General features: G+C 68.9%; 18 protein-coding genes. 10 read left to right on the forward strand and 8 right to left on the reverse strand.

Annotated elements, in window-relative coordinates; all coding sequences use genetic code 11:
- Positions 1 to 12 precede the first annotated feature (12 nt).
- Together ACFWXC_RS12155 and ACFWXC_RS12160 are read right to left on the reverse strand one after the other, a co-directional pair.
- Complete coding sequence (locus ACFWXC_RS12155) at positions 13 to 903, reverse strand: carbohydrate ABC transporter permease (RefSeq protein ID WP_384477081.1); 891 nt, start codon at positions 901 to 903, stop codon at positions 13 to 15.
- A gap of 69 nt (positions 904 to 972) precedes the next feature.
- On the reverse strand, positions 973 to 2,244 hold the full coding sequence (locus tag ACFWXC_RS12160) for an ABC transporter substrate-binding protein (RefSeq protein WP_384477084.1): 1,272 nt from the start codon (positions 2,242 to 2,244) through the stop codon (positions 973 to 975).
- A 168-nt stretch (positions 2,245 to 2,412) separates the two neighbouring features.
- On the opposite strand from ACFWXC_RS12160, the gene ACFWXC_RS12165 reads away from it, so the two are divergent.
- From ACFWXC_RS12165 to ACFWXC_RS12190, 6 genes are all read left to right on the forward strand, one after another.
- A complete protein-coding gene (locus ACFWXC_RS12165; protein ID WP_384477087.1) occupies positions 2,413 to 3,435 on the forward strand; it encodes a LacI family DNA-binding transcriptional regulator in 1,023 nt (340 codons plus the stop codon).
- A 362-nt stretch (positions 3,436 to 3,797) separates the two neighbouring features.
- Complete coding sequence (locus ACFWXC_RS12170) at positions 3,798 to 4,202, forward strand: hypothetical protein (protein WP_384477090.1); 405 nt, start codon at positions 3,798 to 3,800, stop codon at positions 4,200 to 4,202.
- Entirely contained in the window at positions 4,203 to 4,745 is a 543-nt protein-coding gene (locus tag ACFWXC_RS12175) for an RNA polymerase sigma factor (RefSeq protein WP_384477093.1), read from the forward strand.
- Positions 4,732 to 5,361: a hypothetical protein gene (locus tag ACFWXC_RS12180; protein ID WP_384477096.1), complete on the forward strand. Its 630-nt coding sequence runs from the start codon at positions 4,732 to 4,734 to the stop codon at positions 5,359 to 5,361. Before ACFWXC_RS12175 ends, ACFWXC_RS12180 begins: the two co-directional genes overlap by 14 nt.
- 251 nt (positions 5,362 to 5,612) lie before the next feature.
- The gene (locus tag ACFWXC_RS12185) at positions 5,613 to 6,557 is read left to right on the forward strand and encodes an Ig-like domain-containing protein (protein ID WP_384477307.1); all 945 of its coding nucleotides are present in this window, start codon (positions 5,613 to 5,615) and stop codon (positions 6,555 to 6,557) included.
- A gap of 97 nt (positions 6,558 to 6,654) precedes the next feature.
- Entirely contained in the window at positions 6,655 to 8,325 is a 1,671-nt protein-coding gene (locus ACFWXC_RS12190) for an esterase-like activity of phytase family protein (protein WP_384477099.1), read from the forward strand.
- Between the two features lie 325 nt (positions 8,326 to 8,650).
- On the opposite strand, the gene ACFWXC_RS12195 is transcribed toward ACFWXC_RS12190, so the two are convergent.
- Together ACFWXC_RS12195 and ACFWXC_RS12200 are read right to left on the reverse strand one after the other, a co-directional pair.
- Positions 8,651 to 9,238: a hypothetical protein gene (locus tag ACFWXC_RS12195; RefSeq protein WP_384477102.1), complete on the reverse strand. Its 588-nt coding sequence runs from the start codon at positions 9,236 to 9,238 to the stop codon at positions 8,651 to 8,653.
- 377 nt (positions 9,239 to 9,615) lie between these two features.
- Positions 9,616 to 11,586: a protein kinase gene (locus ACFWXC_RS12200; RefSeq protein WP_384477105.1), complete on the reverse strand. Its 1,971-nt coding sequence runs from the start codon at positions 11,584 to 11,586 to the stop codon at positions 9,616 to 9,618.
- An 898-nt stretch (positions 11,587 to 12,484) separates the two neighbouring features.
- Between ACFWXC_RS12200 and ACFWXC_RS12205 the strand changes: the two genes are divergently transcribed.
- The 4 genes from ACFWXC_RS12205 (at position 12,485) to ACFWXC_RS12220 (ending at position 16,990) form a co-directional block, all read left to right on the forward strand.
- Positions 12,485 to 13,900 (forward strand): cytochrome ubiquinol oxidase subunit I, encoded by a 1,416-nt coding sequence (locus ACFWXC_RS12205; RefSeq protein ID WP_384477108.1) that lies wholly within the window; start codon positions 12,485 to 12,487, stop codon positions 13,898 to 13,900.
- Positions 13,897 to 14,886, forward strand: coding sequence for a cytochrome d ubiquinol oxidase subunit II (locus ACFWXC_RS12210; protein WP_384477111.1), 990 nt, complete (start codon positions 13,897 to 13,899; stop codon positions 14,884 to 14,886). The genes ACFWXC_RS12205 and ACFWXC_RS12210 overlap by 4 nt, the downstream gene beginning before the upstream one ends.
- 16 nt (positions 14,887 to 14,902) lie before the next feature.
- Complete coding sequence (locus tag ACFWXC_RS12215; protein WP_384477114.1) at positions 14,903 to 16,309, forward strand: S8 family serine peptidase; 1,407 nt, start codon at positions 14,903 to 14,905, stop codon at positions 16,307 to 16,309.
- A 309-nt stretch (positions 16,310 to 16,618) separates the two neighbouring features.
- Complete coding sequence (locus tag ACFWXC_RS12220) at positions 16,619 to 16,990, forward strand: nuclear transport factor 2 family protein (protein ID WP_384477117.1); 372 nt, start codon at positions 16,619 to 16,621, stop codon at positions 16,988 to 16,990.
- A gap of 536 nt (positions 16,991 to 17,526) precedes the next feature.
- Here the strand turns inward: ACFWXC_RS12220 and ACFWXC_RS12225 are convergent.
- The 4 genes from ACFWXC_RS12225 to ACFWXC_RS12240 all read right to left on the reverse strand — a co-directional run bounded on the left by ACFWXC_RS12225 (position 17,527) and on the right by ACFWXC_RS12240 (position 20,250).
- Positions 17,527 to 18,045, reverse strand: a complete 519-nt coding sequence (locus ACFWXC_RS12225; RefSeq protein ID WP_384477120.1) for an adenylate kinase — start codon at positions 18,043 to 18,045, stop codon at positions 17,527 to 17,529.
- Between the two features lie 285 nt (positions 18,046 to 18,330).
- Positions 18,331 to 18,903, reverse strand: coding sequence for a hypothetical protein (locus tag ACFWXC_RS12230; protein WP_384477123.1), 573 nt, complete (start codon positions 18,901 to 18,903; stop codon positions 18,331 to 18,333).
- A gap of 151 nt (positions 18,904 to 19,054) precedes the next feature.
- Positions 19,055 to 19,510: a DUF1153 domain-containing protein gene (locus tag ACFWXC_RS12235; RefSeq protein ID WP_384477125.1), complete on the reverse strand. Its 456-nt coding sequence runs from the start codon at positions 19,508 to 19,510 to the stop codon at positions 19,055 to 19,057.
- A gap of 143 nt (positions 19,511 to 19,653) precedes the next feature.
- The gene (locus tag ACFWXC_RS12240; RefSeq protein ID WP_384477128.1) at positions 19,654 to 20,250 is read right to left on the reverse strand and encodes a hypothetical protein; all 597 of its coding nucleotides are present in this window, start codon (positions 20,248 to 20,250) and stop codon (positions 19,654 to 19,656) included.
- Positions 20,251 to 20,608: the final 358 nt, after the last annotated feature.

Here is a 20,608-nt window from a genome sequence, read left to right on the forward strand (position 1 = left end):
AAGTCGACGTGCTCACAGGTCCACCTCCCGGCGGCGCAGCAGTGCGGTCACGGACAGTGCGATCACGATCGAGACGACGAGCAGGAGCATCGCGACGGCCGAGGCATAGCCGTACCGGTCGTCCGTGAAGGCGAGCTGGATGATGTAAAGGGCGGTGGACTGCGTGGAGTTGGCCGGGCCGCCGGAGGTGAGCACCGCGATGATGTCGTAGAGCTTCAGCATCGTGATCAGCGAGATGGTGACGCTGATGGTGGTGCCCGGGGCCAGCATCGGGAACGTGATCCGGCGGAACCGCTGCCAGCGGCCGGCTCCGTCGACCATCGCGGCCTGGTACAGCTCCACGGGGATCGACTGGAGCGCGGCGAGGTGGACGACGGTGGTGAAGCCCGTCAGCACCCAGGCCGCGACGATCCCCACGGACAGGACGGCCAAGTGCGGGCTGCCCAGCCAGGTGATCGGCTTGTCGATGATCCCCAGCGAGATCAGGACGTTGTCGAGGATGCCGTCCCGGGCCAGGATGTAGCGCCAGACGTAACCGACGATGACGCCGGACAGCACCTGCGGCAAAAACGCGACGGTACGCATCATCCGGAAGCTCAGCGACGTCCTGTTGAGCAGCATCGCGAACCCGATGCCGACGGCGTTGGCGACGACCGTCACCGCGCCGGCCAGCAGCAGGGTGAAGCCGAGGCTGTCGGCCAGGGCGCTGTCGTGCGCCATCTCCTGGTAGTTGGAGAGGCCGACGAAGTCGGCGCGCGCCAGCAGTGGGTTCTCGTTGGTGAGGCTCTTCCAGGCGCTCATGATCACGGGGACGACGATGAACAGGGCGTACAGACCGAGTGCGACGAGCGCGATCGCGCTCAGGGCGGGGTCGCCACGGCGTGGGCGGACTCGGGTGGTCATGGCTCTTCCCTCGGGGGAGATCTGCGGCGCCGGAGCCGATGCGGCCGGGCCCGGGCCGGTGAAGGTGGCTTACTTGGTCGCCGAGTCCCAGGCGGCGTCCAGCTTGGCCAGCTGCCCGTCGATGTCGTCGGACGAGAACAGCGCCTGGCTGGCCGCGTAGAAGGCGTTGTTGAGCCCCGAGGGCATGGAGTCGTCGTTGGTCGCCCAGCCGAAGGCCGAGACCTTCGTGTTCTGCTGGGTGACGTAGGAGTACGAGTCCTTGAAGACCTTGGTGACGTTGACGCCGTAGTCGTCCAGGGTCTTGCCCTTGAGCATCGGGAACGCGCCGTCGCCCTCGATCAGCGCCTTGTAGTTGGCCGGGTCCAGCGACCAGGCCTCGGCGAACGCGGTCGCCTTGGCCGGGTCCGGCGTCTTGGCGCTGATCGCCATGGAGCCGCCCACCGAGAACGGCACCACGAGCGACCCGTCCTCGGTCGGGGTGAGGAAGGCACCGAAGTCGTCGGCGTGGTCCTTGGGCACCGCGCCGAGGAACCAGCTGCCCATCATGTACATCGCGGCCTTGCCGGACGTGAAGTTCGCGATGGAGTCGGCGTACTTCACGCCCAGGGCGCCGTCCTCGAAGTAGCCGTTCTTGACCATCGTCCGGTACTTGCCCACCGCCGCCTTCACGTTGGCGTCGGCGAACTTGACCTTGCCGGCGTAGCGCTCCTTCAGCCAGTTCGGGTTCTTGCCCAGCACGTCGGCGGAGAGGATGCCGACCAGCGGCATCGACGCCGAGAACGGATCGCCGCCGCCCAGCTCGACCGGGGTGACACCGGCGGCCTTGAGCTTGGCGCACACGGCCATGAACTCGGGCCATGTCTTCGGGGGTGCGGTGATGTGGGCCTTGGCGAACAGCTTCTTGTTGTAGAAGACCTCGGGGATGATCTGCGAGTTGGTCGGCGGGATGTAGACCTTGCCCTGGTAGGCGTTGCCCTCGGGCAGCAGGAAGTTGGCGTTCACCCACTTCTGGTCGTACGGCTTGAGCAGCCCGGCCGTCGCGAATGTCGACGGGGTGATCGACTGGAGCAGATCCGGGAACTGCCCGGAAGCCTGCAACTGCTTGGCGTACGCGTCCCGGTCCGTGCTCGGTGCGACGATCTTCTTCACCGTGACGCCCGGGACCTTCTTCTCGGCACCCGCGATCGAGGTGTCCCAGAACGTCGCGGTCAGGCTGGGGGTCTCGAAGGTGAGGTAGGTCAGGGTGCTGCCACCCTTCCCGCTCCCGGTCGACGCGGCAGAGCATCCGGTGAGGGCGAGCGCCGCGGCAAGGCAGACAACGGTCGGACGTTTGCGCCTCATGGAAGTCTCCTGAAGGGACGATGCGGCCCGATGGACGGTGGCGGACGGGACAGGGTCGACGCCGCGTCATCCTTCGAGATAACGTTATCCCGAGGATAGGAGCGCGTTGCGGGAATGTGTCAAGGGTCGGTCTGATATCGGTCCGATGTTTCGAGGAGGAGTTGCCGGATGACGCGAGCACGGCGTGACAGCGGGGGACGGCCCAAGCGCCCGACGATGGTCGACGTCGCGCGCGAGGCCGGGGTGGCCCTGCGCACCGTCTCACGGGTGGTCAACGACGACCCCACGGTGGGGCCGGAGTACGTCGTCAAGGTCCAGGCCGCGATCACCGCGCTGAACTACCGCCCCGACGACCGCGCCCGCCAACTGCGTACCGGCGTCACCGGAACGATCGGCGCCGCCGTCCGCCGGATCGCCGAGGTCAACCCCGAACTCGCCGCCATCGAACGGACGGCCCGGGACGCGGGCCTGACCCTCTTCGCCGCCTCCACGGACTTCGACGAGACCAGGGAGCGCGACGTCCTGATCTCCATGTGCCGGCAGCGCCTCGACGGCATCATCGTCGAACCGTTCGGCGAGAACCACGCCTACCTCCAGCCCGAACTGGACGCGGGCGTGCCGCTGGTGGCCATGGACCGCCCGATGAGCGGGATCTCCGTGGACTGCGTCATGTCCGACAACGCCTCCGGCATCGGCATGGCCTTCCACCACCTCCACCAGCACGGCCACCGCCGCATCGCCTACATCGGCGACAGCGAACGCGTCTTCTCCGGCCGGGAGCGCGCCGCGGCCTTCCGTGCGGCCCTGCGCGCCCACGGCGAGGCGGTCGAAGGCCTGGTGCACCCCGGCGAGATCACCCCGGAACGCGTGGCTGCCGCCCTGGACACCGCACTGCACGGCCCGGACCCGGCGACCGCCCTGGTCACCGGCAACATGGACACCACGCTGGCGGTCCTACGGCAGCTCGGCCCCAAGGCGGCCTCCCGCCTGGCCCTCGTCGGCTTCGACGAAGTCCCGCTGGCCGACCTCCTGCAACCCGCCCTCACCGTCATCGCCCAGCAGACCGCGGAGATCGGCCGGACCGCCGTCGAACTGCTCCGCGCCCGCATCGCCGAGCCCGGCCGCCCGGTGCAGTCCGTGATCGTCCCCGTCACCTTGAAGGTCCGCGGTTCCGGGGAGGTGCGCGCCTGACGTCCAGGACGACGGCGCCGTCCGGGCCTGTTGGTGCATACGGAGAGGCGCCGGGGTCACCGGGATGGCACGCGCGATAACGTTATTCGAAATGAGTCGAAGAGTGGCTGCGATGGGTCGAGGTACGACCTTCTGGGCTCACTGGCCGGGGCACCCGTCTTCCGTCACGATTCGATGACGAACGTCCGTGGGATGTGCGCTGAGCGGATGCCTGTGGCGTGGGGGTGGTGAGACGGCCGTGGGGCTCGCCCCTGTGGTCCAGGCCGTCGGTCCAATCCTCCAGGACGAACGAAGGATCGACTATGCAGCACCGCATATGGGGATTTGCCGCAGTCGGCGTCGTAGGCGTGACTCTCTGCGCCGTGTTGGCGACGACGGCGCTCGCCTCGTCCGACCACGGAACCAGGCCGCAGGCCGTCGAGCAGTCGCAGACGGGCGCCGCGAAGCCCGAGGCGTCCTTCGGCCACAAGCCCGTGGCGGGGAACCCCGAGCATTCTCGGGCTACCACCCAGAAGACCGCGAAGACGAAGGCGTCCTCCGGAGACGGGACCAAGCCCCAGATATCCGAGGAGAACCGGCTGCTCCTGGAGATACAGAAGGAGATCAAGGTGTCGACCGTCGGTCCGACCGCCGCCCAGGTGGCCAGGGCCGACAAGTTGGTCGGGCAGTTGAAGGCGGAAGGCAGGGCCACCGCCGCGCAGCTTGCCTGGCTGGCGCTGACTCCCGCTCAGAAGCGCGCGGAGGCCGCCCCGGTGGGCACCGACTGAGTGGAACGCAAAAGCGACGGTGACCGAGGGCGGCAGGCCGACCTGACGGGCTTCGAGGACTTCTACCAGTCGGCGTACGCGCGGCTGGTCGGGCAGTTGTTCTCGGTCACCGGCAGCCTCGAGCAGGCCGAGGATGTCGTACAGGAAGCGTTCATCCGGGCCCTGGACCGCTGGCCCCGGATCCAGGCCTACGACGAGCCGGAACTGTGGGTACGCCGGGTGGCGATCAACCTGGCGGTCAGTGAGATCCGGAGGTTGCGCCGACGTGCCGCGGCTCTGCTGCGCCTGGGTGCCCAGCGCCCACAGCCCCAGCTCACGCCGCAGACGGTGGACGTCGCCGAGATGCTGCGCCGGGTGCCGATGAACCAGCGCCCTGTGCTGTTGCTGCACGATGTGCTGGACCTGCCGATCGAACAGGTCGCCGAGCAGTTGGGCCTGCCGGTGAGCACCGTGCGTGGCAGGCTCGCCCGAGCCCGCGCGAACCTGGCCCGCCACCTCACCGCCGATCCGGAAGGAGCCCTGTCCCGCCATGGCCGAACCTGAGCGCAGGCTTCGCGATCTCGTCGAAGAGGGCACCCGGGCCTCGCGGCAGCCGCCGGTCGCGGACCTCCGGCGCCGTGCCCGGCGCCGCCGCGCCTTCCGCGACGCCGCGACGGTGGCGGCCGCGGCCATGGCCGTGACCGCCACGGTGGTGGCCATCCTCCCGCTGGTCGGCTCCGGGCGTTCCGGAACCAGCTCGCCCGGTCCGACGGCACCCGGCACACTCCGGCCCAGCGTTACCGAGCCCCCCAGGTCTCTGGCCGCTTCGCCGTCCGAGACCGTGCCCGGCGGCACGATCACGCTCACCGGCTCCGGCTGCGCTCCGGGGAAGACGGTGTCGTTCGGAATCCGCTGGGACCGCGGCGCGAAGCTGAGCCTCTCGATGGAGGAGCAGAAGGCGCAGGCACAACCGCAGGCAACCGCCACGGCCGCCGGGTCGTACCAGCTGGCCTCGGCCAACGCGCTCGCCACCGGATCCTTCGAGGCCACGGTGACGATCCCGACCACTCCCGTCGTCAACAAACCCACGCTGTGGGCGCAATGCCAGAGCCCGGCCCAGGCCCCTGCCTCGGCCCACCAGCTCACCCAGTACATCTCGATCGTCGTCCACAGCGCCTAGCCGGGCCGCGGCGATGTCCTCGCCAATCCGAGGTGTGCCCGGCACGGGCGCTGGTGACCTGCCGTCTGACCCGCACTTCCTGCGGTGCGCACCGAATCTTGAGACATGTTTTACACGAGAGGGGCAACTGCGGGCCGCCCCATCGCTGTCTGAACAGTGAGTCGGGCCCGTAAGGGCCGAAGAACGAGAGAGCGGGGCAGACCGTGGGGCGGCGCAAGGGCGGCATAGGGATCGCACTCGTCACGAGCGTGATGGTGGTGGGTGCGAGTGCCTGCGGCGGGGGCGGCAGCGACAAGGCGAGCGGTGACGACGCAAAGGCGTCGGGGAAGCCGAGTGCGAGTGCGAGTGCCTCGCCCACGCCGACGAAGCCCGCGGGCCCGCCGATGCTGCTGGACACGATCACCCCGCAGACGGGAACCACGGTCGGTGTGGCCATGCCGATCTCGGTGATCTTCACGAACCCGGTGGCGGCCAAGGCGCGGGCCACGGTGGAGAAGCACATGAAGGTGAGTGCCTCACAGCCGGTGGCCGGCGCCTGGCACTGGATGGGCGACAGGCGCGCCGACTGGCGGCCGAAGACGTACTGGCCCTCCGGTACGACGGTGAAGATCGACGCCGACATGACGGGCGTCAGCAACGGCAACGGACGCTACGGCGTGCACGGTTACACGCACACCTTCAAGATCGGCGACGATGTACGCGCGGACGTCTCGGTGACCGACCACACCATGAAGGTGACCCGGAACGGCCAGACGGTACGCACCCTGTCGATCAACGCGGGCAGCGCCGAGTATCCGACGTGGAACGGCACGATGGCCGTCATCGACAAGCAGGAGAAGGTCCACATGACCTCCTGCAGCGTCGGCATCAGCTGCGACAAGGGCAGCCCCAACTACTACGACCTGACCCTGCCCTGGGACGTCCACCTGACCCAGTCCGGCACGTACGTGCACTACTCGACCGGCGACCCGAACCCGGGCAGCGGCAGCGCCCGCGGCTCGCACGGCTGCGTCCACCTGTCCATGTCGGACGCCAAGTGGTTCTACGGCCAGGTCAAACAGGGCGACCCCGTGACCATCACCGGCTCGCCCCGTGCCAAGGCCCCGGCCGACAACGGCTACGCCGACTTCAACCTCGGATGGGACCAGTGGCTCGCGGGCAGCGCGTCGGGGGAGCAGACGACCGCGACGCTCTGACGCACTGAAACCCCAAGGGCGAAAACAGGCCGGTTTTGAACTGATGGTTCACCGAAAAACGACTCAGAGTTCATCACTGACCTACAGGTTCATGGGTATGACCTCAAGACCTCGCTTGCGCAAGCGCACCCGGATCGGCATAGCGATCGCTGTCACCGTCGCCGTGGCGGGCACCGGCACCGTCGTGGCCCAGGCCAACGGCTGGCTGTCGGCCCCGACGCACGACTTCGACGCGGCCGCCGACTCCTTCTCCGGCCACGACAAGGTGACCGGGAACGTTCTGCGCAACGACTCCGGCGCGACCGCGGTCGTGCGGCACACCGACCCGTCCCACGGCACGGCGACGGTCAACGCGGACGGCACGTTCACGTACACGCCGAGCTCCGGATTCCAGGGCACCGACACTTTCACGTACACGGCGACCGACGCCGTACAGCTGTTCAAGGACACTCAGCCGAACGGCGCCCCGCTGCCCTCGCTCGCGACGGTCGCGGGGCCGGGCGGCACCACCACCGAGATCTCCGGTGAGGGCTTCGGCTCCTCGCTCGCCCCGGTGCCGGGCAAGTCGGGCTACTTCTACGGCCTCACCGACCGCGGTCCCAACGCCGACGCCCCGGACGGCAACAAGGCCGAGATGCTCACCGACTTCACGCCGCAGATCGGCGAGTTCAAGCTCGTCAAGGGCAAGGCCGAGCTGGTCAAGAAGGTCACCCTGAAGGGGCCGAAGAGCCTCGGGGGCGTGCCGTACAGCGGCCGTCCGCCGCACGACACGAGCGAGGTGATCGACGACGTCAACGCGACGAACGCCAACGGCACCCCCACGCCCGTCGAGCGGGATCCCTACGGCTACGACTCCGAGGGCCTGGTGGCGCTGCCCGACGGCACGTTCTGGGTCTCGGACGAGTACGGTCCGTACGTCACGCACTTCGACCGGAACGGCTACGAGCTGGGTCGGCTGACCCCGTACAAGGACAGCCAGGACAACGCGTACCACAAGATCCTCGGCTACCTGCCGGCCGAACTGGCCAACCGCCTGAAGAACAAGGGCATGGAGGGCCTGACGGTCACGCCGGACGGCTCGACCCTGGTGGGCGTCATGCAGGCCGCGCTGCAGCAGCCGGATCTCGGCAGCACCAAGGCGTCCAACCTCTCGCCCACCCGCATCGTCACGATCAACCTGCGGACGTTCCAGACCAAGCAGTACCTGTACCTGCTGGACGACCCGGCCACCACGGGTGACGCCAACAGCGAGATCACGGCGCTGTCCGACACGAAGTTCGTCATCGACGAGCGGGACGGCAACTTCGAGCCGTTCGCCCAGAAGTCCCTCTACGAGGTCGACATCAACGGCGCGACCGACGTCAGCGGGCTGACGATCGGTGGCAAGTCGCCCGAGGCGTTCGTCGGCAAGGTCGGCACCAACGCCGCGCTCACCGCGCTCACCGGTGCCGGCGTCCAGGTCGCGCAGAAGCAGCCGTACCTCAACGTCGGCACGCTGGTGAGCCAGCTCGACCCCAGCGGGAAGTTCTTCGCCCACGACAAGGTCGAGGGCGTCGCCACCGCGGACGCCGGCAAGACGCTGTACCTGTCCAACGACGACGACTTCGGCATCGACACCATCGCCGTCGACCCCGACGGGAAATGGACCGTGCACCAGAAGGTGCTGCCGGCCACGGGCCAGACCGACAACGGCGAGATCCTGAAGGTCGACACCACCAAGTTGCCGGCCGTGCTCAAGACCGTCACGGTGACGATCCGCGTGAAGTGACGCACCCAGCGCCCCGCCCCGGGCCCGTCCGCTCCGGTGGACGGACCCAGGGCGGCAACGGGCGGACCGGACGGTGAGCCGCTGGTGTTCGGCGCCTGGCCAACCCTCGACCGCCCACGGATCGCCTACGCCGCCCGCGAATGGCCGACTCGCCCGGGTCTTGTCGCCGCCGGTTCTCGGTATCGCCGTACTGCCCGGACTCGCGGCCGCGGCGGTCCCCACCGGCCACATCGGCGACCCGAGGTGACGGCCACGGTGGCGGCACTCCGCCAGGAGGCGGCACAGCTTCGTGCGACGTGACTCTCGGCCTGATCCGCTTCGTCGCTCACACCCGCCAGTGATAGCCCAGGGAAGAATTCACAGCGACGCCGTAGGTCAGATACATGAGCCAGGCGCCGGTCAGGATATGGAACAACCCCAGTCCGCGTCCGCCCAGTTTGACTCCGATGACGGAGAGGAAGTGACAGAGGTAGATCACGAAAAGCCCCACGAAGAGGAGGCCCACCGGCCAGTCTCCGACCTTGAAGAACACGGTGGCGCCCATCGCGGAGATCACCATGTAGGCGACGCACATACCGGCATTGGTGCGCGCCTCATTGCCGCGGTAACGGTTCCAGCCCATCGCGAACCAGTGGATTCCGTATGCCGAGAAGGCCAGTGCGGCCATGTACAGCGGCGGTGACTTGCTGAAGACCTCGAACCAGCTGAGCCCGACGAAGAGAATGATTCCTGCCACGAACTGACAAAAGCCCGGCAGCCATATTCCCCAGACACCGAGAGCACGGTCCGTCTCATCGCTCTGTGGCGGATATCCGAACAGTTCATGCGGCCCGTAGACGAGGTATCCGGTACCGAGACCGAAGAATCCGAGAGCCAGGGGCGGATAGACTGACGGATCGAACATCAGATCCATGTTCTCCTCCTTCGAAGGACGGAGGGCCGACTCATGTGCGTCTCCGCCCTTCCCGTCCAGAGGGCGTGCTGCGCGTCAGACGCGCTCGCACATTTTTTCACGCGATAACTCCGCCCGCCACCGGAGCAGTCGGCCGCCATTGAGAAACCTCACGGCTACTCGTCCGATGAAATCAGTCAATTCCCGATGCTTTTCGGGATTCGGAATTCCCGGGCGGGGGAACGTCGTATCAACGTCGGCGTACGGGCTCCGCCCAGTGACGCGGCCGACGAGACGACCGAGGACTTCGACCACGTCCTCGCAACTGCACCTCGGCTGCTCGGCGGGCCACCACGAGCGACTGCCGGCCCGGCTCGGGATCCGAGGCCGACGGTAGGTCAGGACCAGGTCCACACCTGGTTGCTGCTGCCCGCACAACCGAAGCCCTGGACCTCCTGACCGTCCTGTCCGGAGGTGGAGGCCTCCGCGTCCAGGCAGAAGCCGTCCGGGACGCTGACCAGCGTTCCGCCGCCGCCGAGGCGCCACGTCTGGGCGCCGAGCCCGTCGCAACTCCGCGCCTGGACCTTCTGGCCGTTCTGGCCGGTCGTGCCGGCGTCGGCGTCCAGGCAGAGATGGGTGCCCTGATTGACCACGCGGTACTGCGCGCTCTGGCCGGCCAGCCGATACAGCGCCCACTTCTGATCGCCGGTGCCCTTGCAGCCCCACACCTGGACATTCACGCCGCGGGTGGCGAGACATCGGGCGACCGAGACGGCGTTGACGCTCTCGGTCACGGTGAGCGAACCGCTCCGGACCGGCCCACGGGGCAGGTCGTAGAGAAGCTTCTTGGTCCGCTCGCCGGCCTTTCCGTCGACGGCGATCCCCGCCTCGGTCTGGAAGGCCCTGACCGCGGCGAGGGTCCCACTGCCGAACCTGCCGTCGGCCGTCACGTACAGACCGTGACCGGCGAGGAGCAGTTGCAGGGACTTGACGCAGTCGCCGACGGCTCCCGAGCTGATCTCGGTGGGGCAGGTGGCCGCGCGGAGATCCGGTGTCCCCGAGCCCTGGGTGTCCGAGTCCTCCGTGACCGCCGTACTCGGCGACTGCTTCACCGCCTGGTCGGCCTTCGACGGGGTGGGCGCCGGCGTGTTGTGCGAACTGCTGGGCGTCGAGGCGGGGGTGTACGTCACGGTCACCGATGTCTCGGGCCCGGAACCCGCCGACGCCGGGGCATGGTCGTCGCCCTGCCGCAACAGCGCCACGGAGACGGCCGCGACGACCACGACACCCGCGGTGGTGGCGGCGCCCACCATCAGCTTTCTTCGCCCCTGCGAGGGAGTACCGGACGCGACGGAGTCGACGGGCGGGGCCGCGGGCGGCGGGGAGACAGGGGCGTCAGGCCGCTGGTCACGGAAGGGCGTGCCCTTCGCTCTCCTCGGCGCGGACCGGGGTGGCCGCCCGGCCGGGGCGGGCAGCTGGTGCCCGATCGCGGTCCGGAACACCGTCTCCGGTGACGGACGTCCTTCGGGATCCTTGTCCAGACAGGTGCGGATGAACACGCCCAGTTCCGCATCGACCGCCGTCACCTTGTCGAGGACCTCTTCCCGCGGCGGCTCGAAGGCCACCCGGTGCAGGACGTCGACCCCCGTGCCCTCGCCGAACGGCGCCTGTCCCGTGACGGCGTAGGCGAGGGCCGAGGCCAGCGCGAAGACGTCGGAGGCGGCGGTCACCTCTTTGCCCCTGACCTGCTCGGGGGACATGTAGGCGGGGGTCCCCACGTTCTGGCCCGTGGCGGTGATCGAGGTGCCGTCGGTGGCCTGGACGACACCGAAGTCGATGACGCGGGCACCGTCGGCCGCCAGGATCACATTGGACGGCTTGAGGTCACGGTGGACGATCCCCGCGCGCCAGATGGCCTCGACCGCACGTCCCAGGTCGGCCAGCAGCCGCCACGCGGCCGCCGCCCCGATCGGCCCGCGGTCCTCGACGAGTTCGGCGAGCGTGGGCCCGGGAACGTACTCGGTGGCGACCCACACCAGGTCCTCGTCGCAGCCGCTGTTCAGCAGCCGTACGATGTGCGCCCCCTGGACCCGGTCCAGCGCGCCGACCTCGCGCTCGAAACGCTTCCGGAACTGGGGATCCTCCGCGTACTCGGGCCGGACCACCTTCACTGCAGCCAGGCCGGTCCCCCCGACGGTGTCACGGCCCAGATAGACCCGCCCCATCCCGCCACTGCCGAGCACCGACACGAGCGCGTACGGCCCGACCCGTGCGGGGTCGTTCTTCCGGAGCGGAGTCGGAGGCGGGGGTTCCATGCCGGCCACCGCGTAGGCGAGCGCGTTGGACCGGCTGAGATGGGGGTCGGACATGGGAATCCCGGTCTCTCGCGTGACATGTGGGACGTGTGTGACTGAGGTCGGTCAGCGCGAGAGTATCGCAACATCCTTGGCACAATTGCGAGTTGGTGTTCGATTCGACCGTGCAGCGCGTAGCCCGGGAAGGCCGTCGCGAAGGGCCGGGCATCGCGGGAGAGACGCTCGACGGCGCCCCCGCGCAACCGTGGATCTTGCTGTCGGCGGCTCCAGGACCGTGGCCCGGAACGGCACGTGCTGACGAACTGTGCGGTGGAACCGGCGGAGGCCTCACCGCGGCCGCGCCGAGACGCTGCTGTGGTCATGGTTACCGCCGACGGTGAACGGCGACTTGACCAACCCCGCAGACGCGGGAGGTCACCAGCCGCTGAACTCGTCATCGTCCTTCGTCATCGGCGTAGTCGGCCTGAGATCCAACCGCGCGTCCGCCGGGATGCTCCCAACTCCGGACGTACCGCCGGGGAAGAGGTGGATTCCATGACGGCTCACGGATACCCCTCGCCGTTTCGGCTGATTGGCACTCGTGAGATGGCCCCAACGGGGGAAACGGCGGCGCCGTCGGCCGTCCTGGCAAGCGAGGTCACGGGCGCTGACTAGCATTCCCGAGATCCATCCTCGCGTAATTTCAGATCGCCTTAGGGGTAAGGGCCGTGAAGGTTTTGAATGGCATGGGCGCGTCCGTTCCGCGGGATGGCGCGCATGGATGCCGAGGTACGGCCCGCGGTAAACGCTCGTTTGCATGAGTCCTCCGGCCGCTGCGGGCGACCAGCGTGTCCGCCTGTGGCGACCAGCTCCGACGAAGCCCTTCGGTGTCCGTTCTGCCTGATCCCCACGGCGGTGAGCACGTGACCGACACGCGAGTCGTCCGCCGCTGTCCGAGCCGGAAAGAGAATTCATGCTGTTGTCTGCGCTGCTGGCAGCCGCCGACCCGCCACAGCTTCTCCCTGCGCGTGAGCAGATGGCGTTCACTCTGGGCTTCCACGTCGTTCTGGTGCCGTTCGGCGTCGCATTCACCTTCATGATGCTGGTCTGCCACTACCGGGCGCTGCGCCGTGACGATCACGAGGCGCTGCTTCTCGCGCAACGCTGGTCGAAGGTGGCTGCCGTCCTGTTCGCGGTCGGGGCGGTGTCGGGCACGGTGCTTTCCTTCGAGTTGGGGCTGCTGTGGCCCGGACTCATGGGAAAGTACGGGGCGGCGTTCGGGTTTCCGTTCGCTTACGAGGGGCTTTTCTTCTTCCTGGAAGCCGTGTTCGTGGCCATTTACATCTACGGCTGGAAGAGGCTTCCACCGTGGCCGCACTTTTTCACGGGCGTGGCGGTGACCCTGGCGAGTGTCGGTGGAACGGCTTCCGTCATCGCGGCGAACAGCTGGATGAACCAGCCGGCGGGCATCGTCGTCAGTCACGGGCGTGTCGTGCAGGTGATCCCGTCCAAGGTGTTCTTCAACGGCGCGTTCTGGTGGGAGATGGTGCACATGCTCCTGGCGTCGTACATCGTCGCGGGGTTCATGGTCGCGGGGGTGTACGCGTGGGGCCTGCTCAAAGGTCGCCGGGACCGCTATCACCAGTTGGGGTTCCTCGTGCCGTTCACGGTCGGGGCGATCGCCATGCCCTTGCAGTTCCTGGTCGGGGACACGATCGCCCGGCAGGTCTTCGAAAGGGAGCCCGCCAAGTTCGCCGCCATCGAAATGGTTCCCGAGACCGGTGACCACATCCCCGAGACGCTCGGCGGCATCTTCGTCGACGGTAAGGTCCGTTACGGCATCCCCCTTCCGGACGTCGCCTCGATCCTCGCGGCCTTCAGACCGTCCACCACGATCAAGGGTTTCGACGCGATCCCCCCGGCCGTGCGCCCCGACGACGGGGTGGTGAGCATCGTGCACCTCGCGTTCGACGTCATGGTCGGCACCGCCTCGCTGCTGTTGCTGATGTCGCTGTGGTTCGGCTGGCTGTGGTGGCGGCGTCGCGAGGTCCCGGTGAACCGCTGGTTCCTGCGCGGTGCGTCGGTGTGCGGACTGCTCGCGCTCCTGTCGTTGTGGAGCGGATGGGTGGTGACGGAGGTCGGCCGGCAGCCCTGGACGGTCGTGGGGCTCCTGCTGACGAGGGACGCCGTCACCACGGTCGGCAACCTGTGGCCGCTGTTCGCCACGGTCCTCGCCATCTACATCTGTGTCGGGACGGGCGCGGTGCTGGTCCTGCGGGCGATGCATCGTCGCTGGTTGCGCGAGGGTACCGAGGCCGTCGCGGTTCCCTACGGTCCCGAGCCGGTGCCGGCGACGAGCGAGCGCGGTTTCGGAGCTGATGACGTATGAGCACGCTGACCGCCGTGGTCCTGTTCATCGGCGTGATCGCCTACGCCCTTTTCGGGGGCGCCGACTTCGGGGCCGGATTCTGGGATCTGACAGCCGGTGGCCGTCACCGCGGCCGCCCCGAGAGGGAGTTGATCAACCTTTCCATCAGCCCGGTGTGGGAGGCCAATCACACCTGGCTGGTCTTCATCCTGGTGATGATCTGGACGGGATTTCCGCAGGCGTACACGGCCATCACCACCACGCTCTACATCCCCCTGGGACTGGCGGCGCTGGGTATCGTGGTGCGGGGCGCCGGGTTTGCCTTCCGCCACGCGTTGACGGGCGGCCGGGGCGAGGCGATCGCCGGTGTTGTCTTCGCCTCTTCGTCGGTGGTCACCCCCTTCTTCTTCGGCGCCGTCGCCGGCGGGATCGCCTCGGGTCGTGTCCCCGCGGCGGGGCACGGTGCCCCGCTGTCCAGCTGGCTCAATCCGACGTCCGTTCTCGGCGGCGTACTAGCCGTCACGGTCTGTGCCTATCTTGCCGCCGTGTTCCTCACCGGACAGGCCCGGCGCCGGTCGCAGTCCTCTCTGGAAACGGCGTTCCGTCACCGCGCCGTCGGGGCCGGCATCGTCGCGGGACTGGTGGCGCTGGCGGGCGTGTTCATCCTGCGTGCGGATGCGCCACGGCTGTTCCACCAGCTGAGCCGGGTCGGCGCGCCGCTGCTGGTCGTCTCCGCCGTGTGCGGTCTGGCCGCGCTGCTTCTGCTGCGCAGGGGCAGCTCGCCCGTAGTCCGTACTCTTGCGGCCGTCGCGATCGCCGCGGTCGTGGCGGGCTGGGGGGTGGCGCAGTATCCCTACCTCCTGGGCACCCATCTGACCATCCATGAGGCGGCGTCCCCGTCGGCCACCTTGTGGCAGTTGTTCGTCGTCTCCTGCGTGGCGGCGGTCCTGGTCGCGCCGTCGCTCCTGCTGCTCTACGTCCTGCAACTGCGTCGCAAACTCGGCTGACGGGGAGGCACAATCCGTGACGATCACCAACGGCCCGGGTCTCAGGGCCGCTGCCTGCGCGGCCCTTGTCGCGCTGAGCGCCGTTGGCTGCGCGGGCAACGGCGGCAGCAGTGCCGAGACGCTCCGGCGGGCGGCCCCGGCGAGCGCCTCCCCGTCCGCGACCGCGCATCCCTTCCCACGGGTGCCGATGGTCGCCGAGTGCCGCAAAGTGCTCGGTTCGCCCTGCTACACGCCCGATCTGATCCGTACGGCCTACGGCATCGACAAGCTCAACTCCTCGGGGCTGACCGGCAAGGGCCGTACGGTCGTCGTCTATGAGCAGGTGGTTCCGGACACGCTCGGGAAGGATCTGCAGGTCTTCAGCCGGGCGATGAAGCTGCCGGCTCCCGATCTGACGGTCGACCGCTACGACCCGGCCGGGCACATCGCCCCGTTCGACCCGGAGAACTCCCAGATGGCCGACACCGCCATGGAGGCCACCCTGGACGTGCAGATGGTCCACATGGTCGCTCCCGACGCGAAGATCGTCGTCACCCAGATCGGGCTGCCCGCGGCTGTCTACCGTCCCGGTCCTTCTGCCGCTCCCACCGGGGAGACGGTCGGGCAGGCCACCGAGGGCGCATTGTTGGGTGCCGAACTGATCCTCGACGGCATCGCCGAGAGTGTGACGCGGCATCATCCGGATGCGATCTCGATCAGTTTCGGTGTCGAGGAGTACTCGGCGGCCGGAAACACCGGCCTGCCTGCCCGGGATCTCACGCGGTTCAGCGGACTGCTGGCCCGGGTCGTGGCCGGCGGCGTCACGCTGGTCGCCAGTGCGGGTGATTCCGGTGCCGCTCCGCCGGTCGGTCCGCACGGCCAACGGGTCAGGTCGGTGTCCTGGCCCGCGTCCGACCCCAGCGTCCTCTCCCTCGGTGCGTCCCGGCTCCACCTCGACGACCGGGGCCGACGGACCGGCCCGGACACCGTCTGGAACGACCGTTTCGGCGCGACCGGCGGCGGCCCCTCCCAGACCTTCCCCCGTCCCGCCTACCAGGACGGCGTCGGGGACCGGGTCGGCGGCCGGCGCGGCACACCCGATATCTGCATGGACGGTTCGGCCTCCGGCGGCACCCTGGTCTACCAGGGCTTCCTGCCGGCGGGCGCGGGCTGGCTGCCGGCCGGCGGCACCAGTGAGGCGGCCCCCATGTTCGCGGCGGTGATCGCGCTCGCCGACCAGAAGGCGGGCACCCGGCTCGGCGCCCTCCACGGCGCGATGTACCGGCTGGAGTCCGTTCCCGCCGGCGGCATCGTCGACATCACCATCGGCAACAACGGCCCGGACGGGTACCAGGCGGTCAAGGGCTACGACATGGCTTCGGGCCTCGGCACGGTCGACGTATCGGCCTTCGTACCGCAACTCGTCTCCACGGCCGCCGGCTGAACCGCCTTGGGCCTCCAGGGTGATCGGGGTGCGCTGTTCGAAGCGACCAGGCTTGCCCCAGTGGACGGGGGAGTGCCAGTCGTCGCGTCGGTTCAGGCGGTACGTCAGCCAGAGCGGGTACTGCGCCTGATCGACGATCGTCCGGGTCGGGTCACTCATCAGATCCCCGAGCCGCGCGGGCGGAGGCCAATGAGATCGCTATCGTGCTGCTCAGCGAAGCCTCGCAACCAGCGTCGACAAGGCATTTCCTGGCCCGCTGTCAGAACGCCCGACCGATGATCCCGGCCCGCGCGACCCGAAGGACCGCCCATGAGCAACACCGTCGCCGACCTGATGCGCCGCAACCTCCTCGACGTCTTCAACGAGCCGGATCCCGAGCGCCGCAGCGCGGCCATCTCCCAGACCTACGCCGAGGACGTCGTGTGGCACGAACCCGACGGCGTCGTCCGAGGCCGCGAGGCTCTCGCCGAGCGCGCCACAGAGCTGCGTGCGCAGACCCCGGACTGGGTCTTCCGCCCCGACGGCCCCGTCTCCGTCAACGACGACCTCGGTCACCTCGGCTTCCAGTACGGTCCGGCCGGCCAACCGCCCGTCGCGACCGGAATGGACATCGCCCACTGCAAGGACGGCGTCATCATCGAGCTCTACACCATCGTCGCCGAAGTCCGCCAACCCTCCTGAAGCGGCCTACGGATCTTTCCTCCGACCGCGGCCTTCAGCACGAACGGGGCCGGTCCGCGATGCTGTGTCCCAAGGGGGGCGAAGGCGGCGAACAGCAGCCGCGCGAGTTCCAGACGCGACTCGTACACCACATGCTTCTTCGTCGTCGCCGGCCAGTGCGTGCCCGAACAGTGCTTCTGTCCGCCGTCTCTCCGGAATGTCACCCGGAGATCACGGGCTTGGCCCCGCCTCCGTCGACATCGAGGACGGCGCAGTTGACATGGGCGGCCACCGGTGATGTCAGGAAGGGGACCGTCTCGGCGATGTCCGTTCGGCGTCGGCCTGTTTACGCAGGCAGGAACGGTGTTGATGGCAAGTTGTGGCGAGGCTGACCAGTAGGTGCCAACGGTTGGCGATCTCGTGGGCGTCCGGGGCTGCTCCGTGGATGCTGGTGGAGTAGGCGTCGGTCCGGGAGGACGACGACCACCTGTTCGGCCTCCAGGTCGGCAGAGCGTCAGTCCGTCGGCGATGCGGGGCCGGGTGTCTGGCTCCCCGGGTCAGAGGGTTGTCAGCCAGGCCGTCGTGTGATGGGGGCGGCGGAAATGGAGTGTGTGGAGCGGGGCGAAACGGGGATCGCGGAGACGGTGCTCGATTTCGCGGTGGCGGGGTCCGTGCTGCGTCCAGGCCCACCATGCCGGGTGTTCGCGGTGCAGCCAGCCGGTCCAGGTTTCCCTGTTGCCGCCGAAGAGGACCTCGCGGGTGACGGTACGGCGGAGGGACCGGCGCAGAACGCGGGGCATGACGACGTGTTTGGGGTAGTCGAGCCAGATCACGGTGTCGGCGCGGTCCCACAGCAGGTCACGGACTTCGGGATAGCCGAGGGAGTCGATGATCCAGCGAGGTGCGGCGATGAGCTTTGATACGTCTTCGGTCAGTTTGCTGTTGGTGGCCCAGCTGGGGCCGTTGAAGTAGAGGGCGTCCATTTCGTGGTAGGGCACGCGCAGACGGCTGCTCAGGGTTTGCGCGAGGGTGGATTTGCCCGCGCCGGTGACGCCCATCACCAAGATCCGTTCCACGGGTGCACCTTATCCCGGCACTGTTGGGAGGAGCGCTCAGCTCCCTGCCGTGGGGATCTGCGACGTCAGTTCTGCGGTGCGAGCTGTGCCGATGACCGGCAGGTCGTGGCCTCCGGTGCCGGGAGGTAGGGACCGGGTCGTGGGCAGCCTCAGGGTCCGGCATGCCGGGTCGGTCACTCCCGTGGCGGCCTGCTCGGTGAGTCCTTGCCTGCGGGAAAGGGCATGCGGGTCTGCTCCAGGGTTGGGGGCGGTCGCGGCCCGTTTCGTCTGTGAGGGCATCGTCCATCAGCCGGTGCCGCCTGTGCCGCCGGTGCCTCCCGTGCCGCCGCTTCCGCAGCCGAGCCCCAGGCAGATCCCGCCGCGACCTCCTGTGCCGCCGCGGCCGCCGTCGCCGGTGCCCACCGCGTCTCCGCCGGTACCGCCTGTGCCGCCGTTGGCACTGCCGGCGCAGATCCCGGCGCAGATCCCGCCCGCGCCGCCGGTGCCGCCCTGGCGGCCCGGCGCGCCGGTCGTACCGGTGCCTCCGTTGGCGCTGCCGTTGCAGAGTCCGGCGCAGATCCCGCCCTGGCCGCCGTTGCTGCCGTTGGCGGTTGCGTTGCAATTGCCCGCACACACCCGGTCGCCGATCCGCACACTGCCGTCGCCGGCCTTGATGGGCCCCAGGCGGCCGCTGCCGAACTGGCCGTTGCCGCCGTCCGGCCGGGTGCTGTCAGCGGCAAGCTGCTGGACGGCTGCCGTGGCCGTATGGCTCTGCGGCGCCGGTGCCGCCATCGCGGCCGGCGCGCCGACCGCGATGGCGGCGGTCAGGGCGGTCGAGACCGTGAGACCGAGACGGACCTTCCAAGAACGCATACGCATGGCATTCCTCTTTCCAGAGAGTTATTTCCCGTACTGCGGTTTCTGCTGTATCAAATAAACCCGGTCACGGGTCTCGGCGTCACGGTCCGGGAATTCGGGGCTTGACAGAAACGCCCCGGCCCGCATCGGGCCGGGGCGCAGGGAGGGTTCCTCACGAGCCGAAGAGGGAATTCAGTGCCGTCAGCGCGGCCCAGTCCCCGTCGCGGAACTGCTTGTCCCAGGTGTCGAACTCCTTCTCGGAGATCTTGTACTTCTTGATGACATCGGCCTTCGTCGCCTGCCCGGATTCCACGGTCAGCATGATCCGTATCTTGTCCGTGCCCGTGAGATCGGACTTCGGCTTGTCGGGGAGGTCGCCGGAAGGGAAGCAGCCGAGTCGGCCGGGCTTGCCGGGCTCTCCCGGCTGACCGGGCGCACCGCCCTTTCCGCCTTCCCCGCCCTTTCCGCCCTCCCCGCCGTGGCCACAGAGGGACAGGTCGGCCGGGGCCGTCTGGCTGGTGCCTGTGGTGACACCCGGCGCTGCCTGGGCGGCGTACGCGGTGCCAGTGGCGAGGGCCACCGAGGCCACCGCCAGGACGAGCGGACGCTGCCAGCGAGTTATGGACATGGGAGGTCTCCGTTTTCCTTGATCGAGGTTGTGGTTCTGCGGGTGCTGCACCGGCCGCCTGACTACGCGCACTGGTCGGTGCGGGGGCCGGGGGATGGGGGCGGAGGCCGCGCGGGCCTCCGTCCCCCACCGGGGTGAGACGGTCAGAAGATGCTGCCGCCGCCGGCACCACCGGCACCGCCCAGGCCGCCGAAGAGGACGCCGAGCCCGCCCGCGCCGCCCTTGCCGCCGCTGCCGCCCTGGAAGACACCGAAGCCGCCGTTGCCGCCCTTGCCGCCGTTGCCGCCCTTGAGGATGCCGTCGCCGCCGGAGCCGCCGGAGCCGGCGCTGCCGCCGAACAGGCCGGTGCCACCGTCGCCACCGCCACCGCCGTTGCCGCCGACGACGCCGTCACCGCCACCGCCGCCGCCACCGCCGCCACCGCCGGACAGGACGCCGTTGCCGCCCTTTCCGCCCTTGCCTCCGTCACCGCCGGTGCCCAGGACGCTGCCGCCACCGGAGCCGCCGGAGCCCCCGCCGCCGCCGATGAAGCCGCCGCCTCCGGCACCTCCGTCGCCGCCGGCGCCGCCGCCGTGGACGAAGCTCACGACCTGCGCGGTATGCATCGGGGCGGCCGTCGCGGCGGACGCGGGAAGGGCGATGCCCCCGGTGATGACCGCAGCCGAGGCGGCGAGTGTCGCGAGGCGGAAGCCCCGGCGCTTGGAACGGACGTCGCTGCTGGTGTGAAAAGTACGGGTCATGATTTCTCTCCTATCGATACAGGGGGAGCTTCTGTCTGCCCCGGAAATCCCGGACGATGACCGGTGGACCGCTTTTAACGGACAGGCCGTACCGGGACGGTTCGCGGTTTCGGTGAAAGAGGGGACCCTCTGTGAGGATTTCCGTCCTGCCGTCCTGCCCCGTTTGTTTTCCGGATTTCTTTTCCGGTGAGGCCCGCACTTCAAGTAGGCCCCGCGGACGCCGCACGGTCACGTTCCGAGGGGTCGTGACTTGACCCGGCGGGTTGAATCGGGTAAAGCGCGCAAAGGGGTGTCGTGGGGTGGTCCGGTGCTCTGACCGGGACGGTCCGCCGCGTCCGCTTCCGTTACGGCTGCACCG

The organism is Streptomyces sp. NPDC058683 (assembly GCF_042716195.1).
Taxonomy (GTDB): Bacteria; Actinomycetota; Actinomycetes; order Streptomycetales; family Streptomycetaceae; genus Streptomyces.

Coding starts and splice junctions, on each gene's coding strand:
- ACFWXC_RS12165 (WP_384477087.1), top strand. CDS start 2,413: ATGACGCGAGCACGGCGTGACAGCGGGGGACGGCCCAAGCGCCCGACG.
- ACFWXC_RS12210 (WP_384477111.1), top strand. CDS start 13,897: ATGAGCACGCTGACCGCCGTGGTCCTGTTCATCGGCGTGATCGCCTAC.
- ACFWXC_RS12235 (WP_384477125.1), bottom strand. CDS start 19,510: ATGTCCATAACTCGCTGGCAGCGTCCGCTCGTCCTGGCGGTGGCCTCG.
- ACFWXC_RS12220 (WP_384477117.1), top strand. CDS start 16,619: ATGAGCAACACCGTCGCCGACCTGATGCGCCGCAACCTCCTCGACGTC.
- ACFWXC_RS12180 (WP_384477096.1), top strand. CDS start 4,732: ATGGCCGAACCTGAGCGCAGGCTTCGCGATCTCGTCGAAGAGGGCACC.
- ACFWXC_RS12205 (WP_384477108.1), top strand. CDS start 12,485: ATGCTGTTGTCTGCGCTGCTGGCAGCCGCCGACCCGCCACAGCTTCTC.
- ACFWXC_RS12195 (WP_384477102.1), bottom strand. CDS start 9,238: ATGGATCTGATGTTCGATCCGTCAGTCTATCCGCCCCTGGCTCTCGGA.
- ACFWXC_RS12230 (WP_384477123.1), bottom strand. CDS start 18,903: ATGCGTATGCGTTCTTGGAAGGTCCGTCTCGGTCTCACGGTCTCGACC.
- ACFWXC_RS12155 (WP_384477081.1), bottom strand. CDS start 903: ATGACCACCCGAGTCCGCCCACGCCGTGGCGACCCCGCCCTGAGCGCG.
- ACFWXC_RS12190 (WP_384477099.1), top strand. CDS start 6,655: ATGACCTCAAGACCTCGCTTGCGCAAGCGCACCCGGATCGGCATAGCG.
- ACFWXC_RS12240 (WP_384477128.1), bottom strand. CDS start 20,250: ATGACCCGTACTTTTCACACCAGCAGCGACGTCCGTTCCAAGCGCCGG.
- ACFWXC_RS12185 (WP_384477307.1), top strand. CDS start 5,613: ATGGTGGTGGGTGCGAGTGCCTGCGGCGGGGGCGGCAGCGACAAGGCG.
- ACFWXC_RS12160 (WP_384477084.1), bottom strand. CDS start 2,244: ATGAGGCGCAAACGTCCGACCGTTGTCTGCCTTGCCGCGGCGCTCGCC.
- ACFWXC_RS12200 (WP_384477105.1), bottom strand. CDS start 11,586: ATGTCCGACCCCCATCTCAGCCGGTCCAACGCGCTCGCCTACGCGGTG.